General features: G+C 59.4%; 13 protein-coding genes and 1 pseudogene. 3 read left to right on the forward strand and 11 right to left on the reverse strand.

Translation table 11 applies throughout. The annotated features are described in order from the left end of the window. The first annotated feature begins 7 nt into the window (after positions 1 to 7). Positions 8 to 967 carry a LysR substrate-binding domain-containing protein gene (locus tag ACR0AA_RS16670; protein ID WP_480666226.1) on the forward strand — a complete coding sequence of 320 codons (960 nt, stop codon included), beginning with the start codon at positions 8 to 10 and terminating at the stop codon, positions 965 to 967. On the opposite strand, the gene ACR0AA_RS16675 is transcribed toward ACR0AA_RS16670, so the two are convergent. The 10 genes from ACR0AA_RS16675 to ACR0AA_RS16720 form a co-directional block, all read right to left on the reverse strand. After that, the gene (locus ACR0AA_RS16675; RefSeq protein WP_480666225.1) at positions 955 to 1,836 is read right to left on the reverse strand and encodes an amidohydrolase family protein; all 882 of its coding nucleotides are present in this window, start codon (positions 1,834 to 1,836) and stop codon (positions 955 to 957) included. The two genes, ACR0AA_RS16670 and ACR0AA_RS16675, sit on opposite strands and share 13 nt — an antisense overlap. Further along, entirely contained in the window at positions 1,833 to 3,293 is a 1,461-nt protein-coding gene (locus tag ACR0AA_RS16680) for a sulfatase family protein (RefSeq protein WP_480756468.1), read from the reverse strand. Before ACR0AA_RS16680 ends, ACR0AA_RS16675 begins: the two co-directional genes overlap by 4 nt. After that, positions 3,290 to 6,181: an FAD-binding and (Fe-S)-binding domain-containing protein gene (locus tag ACR0AA_RS16685; protein ID WP_480666223.1), complete on the reverse strand. Its 2,892-nt coding sequence runs from the start codon at positions 6,179 to 6,181 to the stop codon at positions 3,290 to 3,292. The genes ACR0AA_RS16680 and ACR0AA_RS16685 overlap by 4 nt, the downstream gene beginning before the upstream one ends. A 61-nt stretch (positions 6,182 to 6,242) precedes the next feature. After that, positions 6,243 to 7,757, reverse strand: a complete 1,515-nt coding sequence (locus ACR0AA_RS16690) for a tripartite tricarboxylate transporter permease (protein WP_480666222.1) — start codon at positions 7,755 to 7,757, stop codon at positions 6,243 to 6,245. 13 nt (positions 7,758 to 7,770) lie between these two features. Next, positions 7,771 to 8,292: a tripartite tricarboxylate transporter TctB family protein gene (locus tag ACR0AA_RS16695; RefSeq protein ID WP_480666221.1), complete on the reverse strand. Its 522-nt coding sequence runs from the start codon at positions 8,290 to 8,292 to the stop codon at positions 7,771 to 7,773. Beyond that, positions 8,289 to 9,245, reverse strand: coding sequence for a tripartite tricarboxylate transporter substrate binding protein (locus tag ACR0AA_RS16700; protein ID WP_480666220.1), 957 nt, complete (start codon positions 9,243 to 9,245; stop codon positions 8,289 to 8,291). The genes ACR0AA_RS16695 and ACR0AA_RS16700 overlap by 4 nt, the downstream gene beginning before the upstream one ends. 174 nt (positions 9,246 to 9,419) lie before the next feature. Continuing rightward, positions 9,420 to 10,625, reverse strand: coding sequence for a 3-oxoadipyl-CoA thiolase (gene pcaF, locus ACR0AA_RS16705; protein ID WP_480756469.1), 1,206 nt, complete (start codon positions 10,623 to 10,625; stop codon positions 9,420 to 9,422). Continuing rightward, positions 10,625 to 11,797 (reverse strand): CaiB/BaiF CoA transferase family protein, encoded by a 1,173-nt coding sequence (locus ACR0AA_RS16710; RefSeq protein ID WP_480666218.1) that lies wholly within the window; start codon positions 11,795 to 11,797, stop codon positions 10,625 to 10,627. Before ACR0AA_RS16710 ends, pcaF begins: the two co-directional genes overlap by 1 nt. Beyond that, entirely contained in the window at positions 11,794 to 13,011 is a 1,218-nt protein-coding gene (locus ACR0AA_RS16715) for an acyl-CoA dehydrogenase family protein (RefSeq protein ID WP_480666217.1), read from the reverse strand. The genes ACR0AA_RS16710 and ACR0AA_RS16715 overlap by 4 nt, the downstream gene beginning before the upstream one ends. Before the next feature lie 2 nt (positions 13,012 to 13,013). Beyond that, a complete protein-coding gene (locus tag ACR0AA_RS16720) occupies positions 13,014 to 14,558 on the reverse strand; it encodes a class I adenylate-forming enzyme family protein (RefSeq protein ID WP_480666216.1) in 1,545 nt (514 codons plus the stop codon). Positions 14,559 to 14,806: 248 nt separating this feature from the next. Here ACR0AA_RS16720 and ACR0AA_RS16725 point away from each other — a divergent pair, with 248 nt between their 5' ends. Continuing rightward, positions 14,807 to 16,756 carry a 3-hydroxyacyl-CoA dehydrogenase NAD-binding domain-containing protein gene (locus ACR0AA_RS16725; RefSeq protein ID WP_480666215.1) on the forward strand — a complete coding sequence of 650 codons (1,950 nt, stop codon included), beginning with the start codon at positions 14,807 to 14,809 and terminating at the stop codon, positions 16,754 to 16,756. Positions 16,757 to 16,918: 162 nt separating this feature from the next. Continuing rightward, positions 16,919 to 17,257 (forward strand): acyl-CoA thioesterase, encoded by a 339-nt coding sequence (locus ACR0AA_RS16730; protein WP_480756470.1) that lies wholly within the window; start codon positions 16,919 to 16,921, stop codon positions 17,255 to 17,257. A gap of 149 nt (positions 17,258 to 17,406) precedes the next feature. Here ACR0AA_RS16730 and ACR0AA_RS16735 read toward each other — a convergent pair. Next, positions 17,407 to 17,527, reverse strand: a pseudogene (locus ACR0AA_RS16735) (transposase); the annotation flags it as partial.

Here is a 17,527-nt window from a genome sequence, read left to right on the forward strand (position 1 = left end):
GTGTGTGATGAATATTCGCCAACTTCGCTACTTCATTTCGATTGTCGATCAGGGCAGTGTGTCCAGCGCAGCGCGGGTTTTGCATATCGCCCAGCCTGCGCTAAGCCAACACATCGCCAATCTGGAAGAGGAATTGACGACCGAATTGCTGGTGCGCTCGTCGCGCGGGGTCAAGCCGACCAAGGCGGGAGAGGTTTTATATCATCATGCCCGCAAGATAGTGGCGCAGTTGAAGCAGGCGACCGACGATGTACGAAAAGAGGCGGACACGCCCCGCGGTGAGGTCTCGATTGTTCTGCCGCCGATGCTGGGTGTCCACGTCGCGCCGCTTTTGTTGGAACGGGTTGCCGAAAAGTACCCAGAGGTCGAGCTTCGGATCATGGAAGAGTTGGCGCTGACCGTGAAAGAGATGATCGAAAACGGTCGCGTTGATCTAGGGATACTGGCCACTCGTGAGAAAACGACCAGGGCTGAATATCTGCATCTCTATACTGAACCTTTGTATCTGGTATCGCGCCATCGCGCGGGCGAAAAACCGTGCTCGGGATCCGAGACGGTGGATGTTGAAGCCCTGTTTACAGTGCCGCTGGTGCTGAGCCAGCAGACACATGCCGTGCGTGAAATCGTTGAAGATGTCGCGGAAAAGAAGGGACGTGCCCTTAATTTGCGTGTGACGACTGAATCCGCACGGTTGAGACTAAGCTACATTCGCAGCGGCGTGACGTCCGGAGTGCTGCCATGGCCATCCCTTGACGCGCTTTGGCGTCGCGGAGAGATTTCGGCAAAACGGCTGGTTAATCCCGACCTGATCCGAGACATCTATCTCGCTTGGCCACGCAACCAGCCACTAAACGCAGCTTCACGAGCCGTTCGGCAGGAGATGCTGGACATCTGCCATGAGCTGTTTGATCGCGGCGTGATCCGCGGCACCTTCAGGCATGTCAGGACCGACGATCAAAAACCATAAAGACGGGCGGGGTTGTCTGTCAGTATTGCCTTGATTGCAGTCGCATCAAGGGCCCAATCGGCCAGTTGATCCAACAGATCACCGTCATTTGGCATTGCCACAGGAATGTGCGGATGCGGCCAGTCGGTGCCATAGACCACCTGATCTGGGTTCGCCGCAATCAAGGCCTTTGCGATGGGTGTGACATCTTCATATGGCGGCGCAGTCTGGCCGGTGATCCGGTACGCGCCGGACAGTTTCGTCCAGGCTTTGCCCTCGTGCATTAGGCGCAACAGAGCCTGAAAACCCTCGGTTGCGATCCCTTTTGCCACAGGGAAATGGCCCATGTGGTCAAAGACCGTCTGCACCGGAAGGGTTGAAAAATAGGCGTATGGGTCGGGGAATGTGCTGATATCCAGCAGTACCTGCAGGTGCCATCCCAACGGTTCGATCCTGTCGGCAATGGTGCGAACCTCGGCCATGGCCTTTTCACCGCTGAACAGCAGGTTGGCCCGAACGCCGCGCGCGCCCCGATCGTGCATCCTTTGCAACTGGGCTTCGGTTGTCGAGCTGTCCACGACCACCACCGCTCGGTATCTGGTCAAATCCGTCTCGGCCGCTTGCAGAGTGACCCGGTTGTCCGTGCCATAAATACTGGGCTGCACAATGACGGCGCGCTGTAATCCCAGCGTGGCCAGCAAATACTCGTACGCGCCCAATGGTGCTTCGGGCGGCGTGTAAAGCCGGTCCGGCACCATTGAAAACTGCGCGTCCGGCCCAAACACATGCGCGTGACAGTCGCAAGCCAGCGGTGGCATGGCCAATCGCGGCGCTTTTGGCGTCGGATCGGGCCCCGCACAAACCGGGATCTGCCTATTGGTCCCGCTCATGTGGCGGCATCTTTCGAAGCGACGAAGTCTGCCTTCGCGCCAGGCGCTGGTGTCGCGCCGAAACCGCCCCGTTCCAGCACCGCCTCGACCCCGCCGTGTTTTGCGATGATCACTGCCTGATCGGCCTTTGCCTGACGGTCCACCGCGTCCGGGTCGCAGACCTTGAGAAGCTCGGCATGCAAGTCGGCGCGGATGGCCTCGAAGTCGGGCGCGGTGCCCAGATCGTCGATCTCTTCGGGGTCTTTGTCCAGGTTGAACAGCTGCGGTGCAAGACCGGTGTAGTAGATATACTTCCACGGCCCCTTGCGGATCATGAAAGCCCCGGACATCGCACCAGCGGCGTGATACTCTGAGAATACGGCACGGTTGGGACAATCGTCTTCGGCAGCGATCTGGAACAACGAGCGGCCCGGCAGCTCGGGGTCATCGGCAATCAGACCGGCGCATTCCAGAACCGTGGGGAAGACATCTGCCAACGATACCGGTGTCTTGCTGACTTTTCCGCCCGGCACATCCGGTCCGGCCATGATCATCGGAATGGCCGCGGCTTCTTCGTACATGTTGGATTTGCCCCACATACCGCGCTCGCCCATATTATCGCCGTGGTCGCTTACGTAGATGATGTTGGTCGTGTCGTTTAGCCCTGCCGCCTCGATCGCGTCCAGAATGCGGCCCACATTGGAATCCATGAAACTGACCAGACCGAAATACCCGGTCAGCGCGGCCTGCGTGCGTTCTTCGTTGAAGTTGTCGTAGACAAAGCAGTGGCGCAACGCCTTGAGCCACGGGTGGTCATCCTCGCGCGCGGGTTTCGAGGGTTTGAGGTCCATATCCTTGTACAGGTCATAGAACTCCTGCGGCGCGGTCAGCGGGAAATGCGGCGCGACCATCGAGATGAACACGGTCCAAGGCTTGTCGCCTGCCGGTTCGCGTCCGCGCTCCGCGATCCAGTTGCAGGCCGCATCGGTGATGTTGCGGTCATAGGTGGTGTACGACGTCTCGCCCGGGCCAGCGCTGTCTGCCAGATCGCGTGCTTTCCAGCGGCGCGGCATCGGTTCACGCACGCAGCCCAGAACGTCTCCGACGCCGTTGACCAGATGCATCGGAATCTGCTGGAAATCCAATCCGACCGGATCGGATGCATTGCGGTAATGCAACTTACCGATTGACCCCACCGGGTTGCCGTTTTTCTGCAGGTAATGACCCCAGGATTTCGGCTCGCCGGTGTAAGGGGTGGCGTTGTCCCAATGGCCGGTCTGATGGCCATATTTGCCGGTGGCGAAGCTGGCTCGTGCGGGCACGCAGATCGGTGCATTGGTATAGGCGCTGTCGAACAGGGTGCCCCGCGCTGCCAGCCGATCCAGATTGGGGGTCTTGATGAAGGGATGTCCGGCGCAACCCATGATGTTGGAAGCATGTTCATCGGACATCAGGACGATCATGTTGTTGGCGGTCATGAGAGCCTCGTTTCTTTTTGAGGTTTCGGTTCAAGCCGCGCCAAAAGCGCAGCGCTGGGGTGTGCGGGTTTGGCCGAGCCAAAGCGTTCGGCCTGAGACCGGCAGGAAAACCCGGTAGCCAGCGCTCCGGCATCGGCCGTTTTCAAGGGCGCGCGCCAGGACAAGTCAAATAGATCACGGGACATGTCGCGATGCTCGGTTTCGTGGCCGAACAGGCCCGCCATGCCGCAGCACCCGGTGTCGGCGATTTCAAGCGTCAGCCCGAAGCGGCGAAACACCGTTTGCCAACGCCGGGGTGTTGCCGGGTCGGCGGTTTTCTCGGTGCAATGAGAAAACAGAGTGAACTGGGTGTCTTCGGCAGCCAATTGGGGCAGCAAGTCCAGATTTTCGGACAGGAACCGGTCCAGCGAGAGAACGGTTTGTTTGCCCAGGTTGTAGTCCTTGTTCAGCAGATCGGTAACGGCGGGTTCGAGGCTGATCAGAGGTAGTGCATCCATCTTGATCCGTGACAACAGCGCGCCGGTCTTGTGGCGCTGCGCTTCAAACGCGTCCAACATGCCACGCACTTGCCGCGCCTTACCATTTGCTACTGGGGGGAGGGACCAGACGGAGAAGCCAAGCCGGTTCAGCAGTGTCGCCGATTGTGCGATTACATTGGTGTCGAACGCGCCGGTGAAACTGTCTAGAACCAGCACGACCGGGCTCTGACCCCAATCCGATGGCAGGTTCAGGGGATCGATCAGACGTCCTTTGCCCTGGTGTACCGCCTGTTCGGCGGTCAGCGGCGCATAAGTCGGGATATCGACCAGGCCAAAGCCACGGTTCAGAGCCGCGCGCGTTAACGGATTGCCAAGCGCCAGATTAGCCAGACGCGGCAACTTACGCAGGATCAGCGACAGCCCTTCCATATGACGCAGCAGGAGGTCACGGGCAGGGCGCGCCCGGGATTTGAAATACTCGTGCAGAAAGGCGGATTTCATCGCCGGGATATCCACCCGCACCGGACATTGACCTGTGCAGGACTTGCAGGACAAGCAGGTGTCCAGGCTGGATTTCAGTGCCTCTTCCACAGGCCCGACATCCTGATCGGTCGAACGCAGCCCCGCCCATTCGCGAAACAGGCTGGCGCGACCCTTGGGGGCCTGCACTTTGTCACGCGTGACCTTGTAGGACGGGCACATCGGGTCGTCGGGCGCCCAGTTATGGCAGGCACCGTTGCCGTTGCACGCAATAGCACGGTCAAATGCGGCATGGACGGTTTCGTCAATCTGGGCGTCTCGTGCGCCGCGTATCGGAACGTCATCCAGCCTCGTCACCGTCAGTTCGCTGGCATCTGCCGTCACCAGCTTGCCGGGGTTCAGGCGGTTGTCGGGGTCGAAAGCGGCCTTGATCCGGCGCATCACCGAATAAAGGTCGGGGCCCACGTAGGTTTCGACGTACTCTCCTCGCATTCCCTTGCCATGCTCGCCCCAGATCAGGCCGCCGTGTTTTTGGCACAGCGCCGACACCGCGTCCGAGATCGGGCGGATTTGATCCCGATCCGCCGGGTCGCGCATGTTCAACATCGGGCGCACGTGGACACAGCCCACATCTGCGTGGCCGAACATTCCGAAGGTCAGACCTCGGGAATCCAGCAACTGACCGAACTCGGAAACGAAGGCCGACAGGTTTTCCGGTGGAACAGCGGCGTCCTCGACAAAGGGCAGGCCTATTCGGCTGGTTTCCACCGCGGCCAACAGACCCACCGCGCGTTTGCGCATCTCCCACAGCGCCGACATCTCGGTCGGAGCAGCGGTGGTCACCTGAGCAGCGAGATGGATAAGGTTCTGATCAAGAATATGGGCCAAACGGTCCTGACCCGCGCGCACTTCGTCATTGCTGTCGCCGGTAAATTCCACGAACAGAAGACCGCCGGCCTCGCCGATTTGGCCCAATACACTTTCCACCTCGCTCCACATCGGAGAGGCAGCGGCAAGGGCAAGGATTTTGTCGTCCAGAAACTCGATCGCCGCTGGTTCGGATTTGACCAAAAATGGAACGTGGTCCAGTGCCGCGACGCAGTTGTCATAGGCCAATACCGTCAGGGCGCGCGTTTTTGGGATCGGCGTGATGTGCAGTGTCAGATGGGTAGTCAGGGCCAGTGTGCCCTCGGACCCGGCCAGTAGTTTGATGAGGTTGAGATCGCCCGCGTTTCCGCGCGCCTCGTCCAGATTATAGCCGGTCAGGCCCCTGTTCATGACGGGAAACCGGCGGGCGATCTCTTGAGCGTGAGAGTCCAGGTCAGCGCGGATTGCAGTCGCAGTGCGACTCAATTCTTCATCCAAACTACCGTGAGTGGTGACTGAAACTCGACGCCCATTGGCCAAAGTGATTTCGGCGGCGAGGACATGATCCGACATGCGGCCATAGATCCGACTGCCTTTGCCGCTGGCATCGGTGGCGAACATGCCGCCAACTGTCGCCCGAGAGGACGTGGAAACTGTGGGGGCAAAGAAATAGCCGTGCGGCTTTAGATATGCGTTGAGCTGATCCAGCACCACGCCGGGTTCGACCGTGACTGTGCCCGCATCCGTATTCAACGACAGGATGCCGGTCATGTGGCGCGACATGTCGACCACCACGCCGTCATTCAGTGACTGACCGTTGGTGCCGGTCCCGCCGCCACGGGCGGTCAACGCGATGCCAAACCGATCCGCAAGTGTCGCGGCCCGCACCACATCGGTAGCTTCCTTGGGAAACAGGATTGCCTGCGGTTCGATGTGATAGATGCTGTTGTCGGTCGCCCCGACCAGCCGAGCGGCCTCGTCATCGGCGATATCGCCGCCAAAGCCATCTGCGCGCAGGGCGTTCAGATATTGCTGTAGATTAGAGTTGGTGTCGTCCAGCATATCCTCAGAATCCCTGTTGTTTTGCCCGAGCACCCTTTTGAGGCGCTCGGGCAGGGGTTTGTCAGGTCTGCAACTCGGTCCGGGTGGCCTTGCGGGCGCGCATCCGGCCGATGATGCGAATACCGATTGCGATTACGGGGATGGCAAAGAAGACCAGCGCCACGGGGCGGTGCAGGAAGATACCAAACCCGTCGTCGGTCAGCAGAACCGACTGGCGCAGCGCCTGCTCGGCCCCAGGAGCCAGCACAAAGGCGATGATCGCGGCGGCAGGGCTGAAGTTCAGCGTCCGCATGAAATACCCAATCAGGCCAAAGATACAGGCGACCAGCACGTCGAACATCGAAGACCGCGCGGTGTAGGCTGAGATCAGGGCCACAGCCAGAATGGTCGGGTAGATCAGCTGCTGCGGCACCTTGTCGATGACGCGACCGATCAGCGGTCCCAGGAACCAGCCGATCAACCCATACAGCGCAATGCCGATCAGGCCGGCGGCAAACAGGCCATAGACGATGTCGCCCGAGGTCTCGAAGATCTTCGGACCTACCTGAATGCCGTGGATCAGGAAAACACCCATCAGCATCGCCGCGATGGTCGAACCGGGCACGCCAAGCGCCAGAAGCGGGATCATGGATGGTCCTGACACGGCGTTGTTGGCGGCTTCGGGCGCGGCCACGCCTTCGATGGCGCCTTTGCCCCATTCGTCCTTGTTCTTGGCTTTGGCCTTGGATGAACCATAAGCCACGAAACAGGCCACAGCCGATCCGACGCCGGGGATCAGACCCACCAGTGCGCCGATGGCAGATCCACGGCCTATGAAGGGCAGGCAGCGAAGGAACTCGACCCAGCTGAGCTGATCATCTTCGGGCTTGCGGGCGGCGATCTCGTCATGATGCGATTGTCCGGACCGGGCGGCCTGAACCTGCGCGAACACTTCGGAAATCACGAACATACCAATCAGCAGAGGTACAAGTGAGAACCCGTTATACAGTTCAACCATTCCAAAGCTGTAGCGTGGCTCGGATGTGATGGGATCCAGCCCGATCATCGCCAACGTTGCACCGAACAGAGTCGAAGCGATGCCCTTGAGAACCGAGTCCGAGATCACCGATCCGATGATCAGGAAGGCACAGACATAAATGGCAAAATAATCTGGCGGCCCCAGTTCACGGGTCAGCTGCGCGATGGTCAGCGCGCCGAAAATCAGCATGAACTCACCGATATAGTCACCGATGACCGACGCAGTCGTGGCGGTTTTCAGGGCCTTCCCTGCCTGACCTTTCTTGGTCAGAGCATGCCCGTCGATGACCGTGGCAGCAGCGGCCGTCGTACCGGGCGTATTGAAAAGAATGGCCGAGATGGACCCGCCAAACCGCCCGGCCTTGCCGATGACATAAAGGAATGCCAGCGCCGACAGAGGGTCAATGTAGTAGGTGATGGGCACCAGCATCGCGATGGCAGCCGAGGCCGTCAGACCGGGCACCGCACCCACGATCACGCCTAGGATTGCGCCCAAAACCACGAACATCAGGGTCTCGGGCGTGGTGAAGATGGTATAGAATCCGTGCAGAAGTTCCATGTCGTCGCTTACCTCACTTCAGCCCGAGCAGGGACAGGGGGTTGAAGATTGTTGCGGCTGGTTCGAACACAGTCATCAGCTTGAAGAACAGCAGGTACAGAATGATCGTACCGATGACCGGCAGAAGGATCAGGGCCGGGGGACGCACGGCAAACAGCAGTGACGCGATCAGAAGCAGTACGAAACAAGCAACGATGTAGCCGAAGGCGCCGAACATCCAGACAAAGGCGAGACCGAGCAGGAACAGCGGGACAGCGTCGGAAAAGAACCGTTTCGCGTCAAAACTGCTTTTGTCAGCCGGTGCGACCTGCCCCCTGATGCCGAACACCGCCAGGGTCACCCCGATCAGTCCAAGTGCCACGCAAATGGCCTGTGGGAAGAACCGGGGGCCAACGCCTTCCTCGTCAACAAAATCCAACGAGATGTTGAAGGATTTCCAGAAAAAGAAGGCGGCCAGAACGGTCAGCACTGCGCCTGTCACGATGTTGTGGCGCGCTGTCTTGCGCGCCACGTCGATATCAATGTTCTGGGTCATTCCAGACCTTCCAACAGCTTGCTCCAATCAGCCTTGGACGTCTCGATATTGGCGGCGGTGTCCGGACCGTTGATACTTGCGGTCGGCAAACCTGCGGTCGTCAGTGTTTCAAGAAACGCTTCATCCTGAGTTATTGCCACGATTGCGTCCGAAAGTTGCGCAACGACCTCATCAGGAGTTCTTGCTGGAGCCATTACGATCATGGGAGAGGATACCGGAATGAACTCTACTCCCAGATCTTTGGCCGTCGGTGCGTCGGGTGCGGCGGGATGGCGGTTGTTGGACAGAACCGCAAGCAGACGGACCTCATCCTCGAAACCACGGCCCAGATGCGCGCCCATCACGCCAAAGTCGACCTCGGAACTGGCCAGCGCGGCACGGACGCCGGAACCACCCTTGAACGGTACGTCCTTGGCTTTGACGTCATTCGGCTTCAGCACGCCCAGGCCGGCCATGTGCCAGACGTTGCCGCGACCGGTATGCCCCCAGCGCAATGCTGTGTCTGATGATTTGCCGGCTTCGATCAGCTCATCCAGCGACTGAATGGGCGAGCTGGCAGGTACGAAGATACCCGCAGTCAGTTCACCGATGGTGCCGACCATTTTGAAGTCATCGGTCGAAACGACCTGCGGTTTGATCAGGTTCTTAAGGACGATCGATCCTGCCGAGGCCAGGTACAGGGTGTAACCGGTGGGCGGCTGATCCGCTACAAAGCGTCCGCCAACCAGACCACCGCCGCCTGGCTTGTTGACCACGACTACCGGCTGACCACCAGTATATGCCTCGGCTGCGCTGGCCAGTGCGCGCGCATAAGTGTCGGTTCCGCCGCCGGCCTTAAAGCCGACGACCATGTCGATCGGGCGCTCTGGGAAATCGGCGGCCTGCGCCAGTGTCCCACTCAGAACCAGCGCCGCACCTGCGGCCAGGCTCTTCATCCATCCTAGTTTTGTCATGGTTCTCCTCCCATCGAGTTCGTGGCAATGCGCCATTGCCTGAAAATCCATTTTCAAAGGCTATCGTCGCTTAAGGCCATTAGGGTAATATTATCTTTCGATTTTCGTCATAGGAAAATCATATGATCTCACCCTATAGCCCTGGTTTCGTTGGCCCGACCTGTGCTCATGCGGTCAAACCCGTTCCAACAAAAGTGAAATTCCCTGACCGACGCCGATGCACATAGTGCAGATCGCGCGGGCCGCTCCGGTCCGCTGCAGCTGATGTGTCGCCGTCAGTGCCAATCTCGCGCCGGACATGCCCAAAGGATGGCCCAGAGCGATCGCGCCGCCGTTTGGGTTCACCTGTGGCGAATCGTCGGACAGCCCCAGTGCGCGGGTTACGGCCAATGCTTGTGCGGCAAAGGCCTCATTCAATTCGATCACATCAATCTGGTCGATCTGCAGCCCCGTGCGCGCCAGCAGCTTTTGCGTGGCTGGTGCCGGACCGAACCCCATTATGCGTGGGGCGACCCCGGCTGCCGCGGCACTGACGATGCGTGCGCGGGGCGTCAGGCCATGGCGTTTGGCGGCGTCTTCGCTGGCGATGATCAGCGCCGCCGCGCCATCATTGACGCCCGAAGCATTGCCCGCCGTCACCGACCCGCCTGCGCGGAACGGGGCCCTCAGGTTGGCCAGGCCCGCCAGTGTGGTATCGGGACGGGGATGTTCGTCCGTGTCGATGACCAGCGGATCGCCTTTGCGCTGCGGGATCGTCACGGGCGTGATTTCTTCGGCGAAAACACCAGCAGCCTGCGCGGCGGCTGCGCGCTGTTGCGAGCGCAGGGCGAAGGCGTCCTGATCTTCGCGGCTGATATCGAAGTCCTCGGCCACGTTTTCGGCGGTTTCCGGCATCGAGTCGACACCGTGTTGCGCTTTCATCAACGGGTTCACAAAACGCCAGCCAATGGTTGTGTCATGTATCTCAGCCGCGCGGGAAAAGGCAGAGGTTGCTTTGGGCATTACAAAGGGCGACCGGCTCATGCTTTCGACACCGCCTGCGATGATCAGATCGGCATCCCCGGCCTTGATCGCGCGCGCGCCGTAACTGACCGCATCGAGCCCCGACCCGCACAGCCGGTTCAGCGTGGTCCCGGACACAGTGTCCGGCAGCCCGGCCAACAGCGACGACATGCGCGCCACATTGCGGTTGTCCTCGCCCGCCTGATTGGCGCAGCCGAAGAGAACGTCGTCGACCGCTGTCCAGTCCACTTGTGGATTGCGTTCCATCAGTGCGCGCAATGGTATCGCACCCAAATCGTCAGCGCGGACCGAGGATAGCCCTCCACCATACCGACCGATGGGTGTTCGGATTGCATCGCAGATAAAAGCCTCGGTCATCAGATCACTCCTGCGTCGCGCATCGCCTGAATGGCGGCATCGTCATGGCCCAGCCCGCGCAGAATCTCGTCAGTATCTTGTCCTTTGCCCGGCGGCGGGCGATTGAACTCGTTCAGGCCAGCGGAAAACTTGGTCGGGTATCCGGCCTGAAAGCTCTTGTTTTCGCCCTCGCCAAGCTCTCCGAACATGCCGCGATCCTGCAAATGCGGGTCATCGAACAGGCGCATGTCCTGATAGACAACGGCCCAGGGCAGATCGGTCGGCCGAAACAGTGCCTCCCACTCGGCCAGCGTTTTTGAGGCAAACATCTCAGACATCATCGCATGCACCTCGCGCTTGCGCTGGTTGCGCAATTGGTTGGTGGCGTATTCGGTGCGACCAAGCTGCGGGAATTCGCTGTCCATCATTGTAGCCAGTTGCACCCAGAACTTGTTTTCGAACAACCCGATCGCAATGTACCTGCCGTCACTGGTTTCAAAGATGTCATTGTCGGGCATGACAAAGGACATTTTGTCTGAGTCCCCGCCGCACAGTTCATGCGCGATGCGCACCAAAGGCGCGGACCAGTTGGCCATGGCGTCCGTAATCGCAACATCCAGATACTGGCCTTTGCCACTTATTTTGGCCGACGCCATGGCTACCGCCAGCGATAGCGCGCCATACATCGCTCCAGCGTAGTCCGACAGGCGGATCTTTGGGCGGGCCAGCTTATCATTGACTTGACTGGGGACGGCGAAATAGCCCGACAGCGCCAGAAAATCGATGTCATGCCCGGCGCGCTGGCGATAAGGGCCGGTCTGACCGAAACCCGAGAGCGAGCAGTAGACGATGGCCGGGTTCAGTGCGCGCACGTCCTTGTAGCCGAAACCAAGCCGATCCATCACGCCGGGTCGGAAGCTTTCGATCACCGCATCAGCGCCCTTCAGCAAGTCGGTCAGAACCGCCTTGCCCTCGTCCGACTTCAGATCCAACGTAAGGGATTTCTTGTTACGGTTCAGTCGCGCGAACATGTCCTTGCCCAGCCGACGTCCCGGATCGCCGTGCTTGGGTTCTTCGATTTTGATGACCTCGGCCCCCAGATCGGCCAGTGTCTGGGTGGCAAAGGGCCCCGGCAACAGACGCGACAGATCGACGATGCGCATCCCGTTCAGAAATGACCAGTCATTCGTCATTGCGCCGCCTCCGGATGTGCCTTTTGCCATTCTTTCTGGATGCCTTTGCCTATGGTGTTGCGCTGAATCTCTGAACTGCCCGTCAACACGCGGAACATGCGCAGGCGTCGGAATACCCATTCGACGGGGTGGTTCTTGGTCATGCCGGTTGCGCCATGGATCTGGATCGCTTTGTCGGCCACTTGAAAGGCGTTTTCGGCGACAAAAACCTTGCACATGGCCGCCTCGGTCCGAATGTTCTCGCCCCGATCAGCCTTGGCGGCGGCGGCGTGGATCATCGAATGAGCGGCAAAATTCGCGGTTTTCATATCGGCCAGCATGTGCTGGATCGCCTGGAAGTTGGCGATGGGTTGTTTGAACTGCACTCGACGGTTGGCATAGTCGACCGCCTGTTCCAACGCGAACTGGGCGTGGCCCAACATGGTTGGGCATTGCAGCAGGCGGTTGATGTTGATCCGCTCCATTCCCAGTTTAAACCCGTTGCCCAACCCGCCCAGAATATTGCGCGCAGGAACCCGGACGTTTTCCAGAATAATGTCATTGTCGATATGCTGTCCGGACATCGGCAGGTAGTGCCCTTCGACCCGGTAACCGGGTGAGGCCGCATTGATGAGAAAGGCAGTCACCCCATCCGCGCCCGCATCAGGGTCGGTAACGCACATCACGATGGCAAAATCTGCGGTGCGTGAGGCGGTGATATAGCGCTTGTGCCCGTTGATGATGTAATCGTCGCCATCCTTCACGGCGGTGGTTTCGATACGCATGGCATCCGACCCTGCATTGGGTTCGCTCAGCGCGAAACACCCGGCACGTTCGCCGCGCGCGGCGGGATAGAAGAACTCTTCGTTCTGCTCATCCGCGGCACGGGTGATGATGTATCCGATCCGCATCGGACCGCCGTTTTCGCCCAGAACACAGCCATAAAGCGCCGCGTTGGATCGTGTGCAGTCGGCCTTGAGGGTGCAAAGCTGGTCGATCGAAAGGCCGAGCCCGCCGAACTCCTCTGGCAGGTTGCAGCCATAGATGCCAAGCGCGCGCGAGCGTTTCCACCATTCTTCCAGTTGCGAACGTTCGAACCGGGTTTCATGACTCAGACCGTTTTCGCGTTCGAACGGGATCATCTCATCATACAGCAGATCATTTACCTTCGCGCGCAAGTTGGCGAAAGCTCCGGCCTCAAGCCCGGATGTGGCGCGGTTCAACCCTTGGTTCATGGTCACACCTTCCGATCTGAGTTGGCCCAATATCCGTCGCGCACCTGCCTCCGCAGAATCTTGCCGGCGTCGTTCTTGGGCAGTTCATCCACAAAATCCACTGAATGCGGCTTTTTGAATTTCCCAAGTTTTTCAATGCAATGCGTGATCAGAGCATCAGCGTCAACCGAAGCACCTTTTCGCGGAACGATCACGGCCTTCACGGCCTCGCCCAGATCCGGGTCGGGCACGCCAACGACGCAGGCTTCATATACTTCGGGACGCTCGAACAGGGCGTGTTCGACCTCATTGGGGTAAACATTGAACCCGCCGGTAACGATCATGTCCTTCTTGCGGTCGACGATGAAGATATAGCCGGTCTCGTCCATATAGGCGATGTCACCGGTGTGGTAATATTCGTTCTTCAGAACTGGCGCAGTCAGTTCAGGGGCGTTGTAATAGCCCTGCATGACGTCTTCGCCCCGCACCACCAGTTCGCCTGCCACTCCGGCGGGCATTTCTGCGCCTGTTTCATCAACCACCTTGACCTCAGTCTCGAACAGCGGGCGGCCGCAGGATTGGAACAGCTCGGGTCGGGTGTCGAGTGCCAGCTTATGGTCCGCTTCGGTCAGCAGCGTGACCGAGGAGCAGACCTCGCCTGCGCCATAACCCTGGTTCAGGATCGGGCCGAAGAACTCGACCGCTTCGCGCAAACGGGTGGGAGAAATGGGTGCCGCACCGTACCGCAGCAGTTTGAGAGAGGAGAGGTCGTAAGCGCTCCGGTTCGGTGCGGCGAGGATGCGGTTGATCATGGTCGGGACCAGATAGGTCTGAGTTACCTTTTCGCGCTCCAGCGTCGAAAGGTAATTGTCCACGTCAAACCGCGACAGGATGATATTGGTATGCCCCTGCGAAAGCATGGGCAGCAATGCCATCCCCGACACATGGGTTATGGGCCCCACGTGTAGAAAGGTTTCAGGTTGATCAGGGTACAGGCGCGACCGAAACGTGATTTTGCGCAGGATCGCGCGGCGGTTGCGCACTGAATGCATCGCGGCCTTCAGAACCCCAGAGGAACCCGAGGTATAGTGGTGTACGGCAATGTCCTTGGGGTCGGTTTCAACACTGACCGGGCTGGGATCGGCCTGTGCGAGCGCGTCTTCGTAGCTTCCGCCATCACCCATGACCAGCAGTGTCTGCAGTTCGGGGTTTTCCGTCAGTGCGCGCTGGGCGGCGGGCAGATGCGCCTCATCCGTGATCAGAACGCGCACCTGACTGTCGGCACAAACATGCACCACTTCATCCGCCGAAAGCCGGGCGTTGATTGGCACACGGATGAAGCCACCCTTCAACAGCGCCACCTCAGCCTCGGCAATCTCAACCCGGTTCCAGGCCAGTACCGCGACCCGGTCGCCTTGTACAACGCCCAACCCGGTCAACGCGGTGGCCAAGCGGTTCGTGCGGTCGTCCACCTGTGCGTAGCTCAGTGTGACGCGTTCGTCCTTAAGAGCAACCCTGTCTGCCCAGAAACGGGCGGCACGGGTTACGAGATATCCCAGATTTGTCATAACAACCTCGCAATTCCTGTTCCGGCCCGACCTGGAGTGGGGCCTTCTCTGATTGCTGGTCAGGGTAGAGAGCGTCTTGCGATAATAAAAATATCATTTTTAACTGCTGTCCATACGAAAAAAATATAGACGGGATCTTTGTGCCTATAGGGTTTGCCTCTGGCAGAGATCGAAACTCTCTATACCCCGATCCGCCGAAATTTCTGTACAGATACCCGCAACCCATCACACAAGCCGGAGGACAAGGCATGAGCGCCGTAAAAGTGACGCGAACGGAACAGGTTGCGCTGATCCGGGTGGATGCTCCACCGGTCAACGCCATTTCGCAGGCTGTGCGTCAGGGGTTGTGGGATGCGTTTCAGGCTGTCTCGACCGATCCCCAGGTTGCCGTAGTGGTGCTGATCTGTGCTGGCCGAACCTTTATGGCGGGGGCAGATGCCTCGGAATTGGGTAAGCCGCCGGTGCCGCCGCACCTGAACGATCTGGTGCTGTTCATCGAATCCTGCCCCAAGCCGGTTGTCGCAGCGATCCATGGTCAGGCGCTTGGCGGTGGGCTGGAAATTGCGCTGGCCTGTTCGCATCGGATCGCGACGGCGGACGCGCGATTGGGCCTGCCCGAGGTCAATCTGGGCTTTGTCCCCGGCGCGGGTGGCACGCAGCGACTGCCGCGCCTGATCGGGGTCGAACCCGCGCTGGAAATGGCGGTTGAGGGCAAACCGGTCAGCGCGCAAAAAGCACTGGAAAGCGGCTTGATCAATGCAATTGCCGACGATCTCGAACATGACGCATTGAGTTTTGCGGCAACGTTGACAGGGATGGACCCGACCCCTTTCAAGCTGAAGCGGCCCATTGCTCCCGACAGCTTTGATCCCGGTGTTTTCGATCAATGGCGCGCCATGTGTGGCAAGCGCAAACGCGGGCTGGACGCGCCTCTGGCCGTCATCGATGCGGTTCAGGCGGCCACGGGCACGGATTTTCGGGCCGGACTTGATGCCGAACGCGCCCTGTCGCTGGAGTTGCGCAAAAGCTCGCAATCCACCGCTCTGCGCCATATCTTCTTTGCCGAGCGTGCAACCCACAAGGTCGAAGGTCTGGACCTGTCGCAGGCCGCCGAAGTCAATAGTGTGGCCGTTATCGGCGCGGGCACCATGGGGGCAGGGATCGCGCAAGTCTTCGCGTCGCAAAACATCCCGGTCACGTTGGTCGAAATATCGGATGAAGCCGCTCAGGCCGGAATCGAGCGTGTTCGTGACAACCTGGAACAGGCCGTCAAACGCGGCAAACTGGATCGCGCGCAGGCCGAGATCATTCTGGCAAAAGTCACCCTCACCACAGACTACCAAGATTTGGCACATACCGATCTGGTGATCGAAGCCGCCGTCGAGGATATGGCGATCAAAAAGAAGATCTTCGAACGGCTGGATCAGGTCTGCCACCCGACTGCCATTCTGGCCACGAACACTTCGTATCTGGACATTAACGAGATCGCATCGGCCACAGCGCGCCCGGACCGGGTGGCGGGTCTGCATTTCTTCAGCCCGGCGCAGATCATGAAACTGGTCGAGGTCATTCGTACCGACCGCACGGCCCCCGAAGTCACGGCTACTTTGGCTGCAGTCATGAAAAAGCTGGGCAAAATTGGCGTCATCGCCGGGGTGTGCCACGGGTTCATCGGCAACCGCATGTATCAGGCTTATCAGCGCGAGGCGGGTCTTCTCATGCTGGAATGCGGCTCCCCCGAGGTGGTGGACGCCGCGCTGCGCCGGCTCGGTATGGCGATGGGGCCTTTTCAGGTGCTGGACCTTTCGGGGATTGATATCGGCTATCTGATGCGTAAATCGCTGCCTGAGGGCGCAGTGCATCCGCACGCGTTTCAGGTGCATGACCAGCTGGTCGAAATGGGACGCAAAGGCCGTAAAACACAGGCCGGATTCTACCGCTACGACGGGGGTGACGTCACACTGGACGAGGACGTTAAGTCGCTGATTCAAAGCGTCGCCGAAAAGGCCGGGATTGCGCATCGCGTGCAATCTGACCACGATATTGCCGAGCGTTGCATACACGCCCTGCATCAGGAAGGCACCGCCATTTTGCGCGAAGGTATCGCCGAGAAACCCGGAGACATCGATGTGGTTTTTGTCAATGGCTACGGCTTTCCGCGCTATAAAGGCGGCCCGATGCATCACTGCAGCGGTTAGCCTTCGGGTCATGTGATAGATCAATAATGCTTGGCCCAAGTGCCGAAACGGGAGAGGTCAGACATGAATGATGATTATGAAGCGGCTCTGGCGCGGGGGCTAGACCTCGCGACTCATGGCAGGCAGCAAGACGAAGGCGTGCTGGTTATCCGCACGATAGCCATGCCGGCAGATACCAATCCTTCGGGCGATATCTTCGGGGGATGGCTTATGTCTCAAATGGATCTGGCGGCGGGCAACATAGCGGGTCGGGTGTCGCAAGGGCGTGGTGCCACGGTGGCCGTCGAAGCCATGAAGTTTCTCAGGCCGGTCAAAGTCGGCGACGAAGTCACGCTTTACGCGACACTACAAGCGGTAGGGCGGACTTCGATGCGGATTCACGTGGACGCTTGGGCAAGGCCAAGATACTCGGGGAAGGCCGAGAAAGTGACGGATGCGGATTTCGTATTTGTTGCGCTGGACAAAGAAGGTTCGCCGCGACCGGTTTTCGATGACCAGTAAACTTGTGTGCCCAAGAGTGTCGGTTGTTCTTGCGCTTAAGGGTTTGCCACGCAAGAGATCACCGAGTCGGACGATTGCAGATGATTTAAACGCGCGCTGAAATACTGGCGAGTGGCAACCGTGAAGCACGTCGCTAGGGTCAGGACACATAGCCAATAGATGACGAGAGCTGCGAGGGCGATTGCTGCGAGGAAGACCTTCGGGCACCTGTCGTACCGGGTTGCCACACGGCGCCAATCCTTGAGCCTGCCAAACATGATCTCGATCCGG

It is taken from the genome of Ruegeria sp. CE8 (assembly GCF_056537465.1).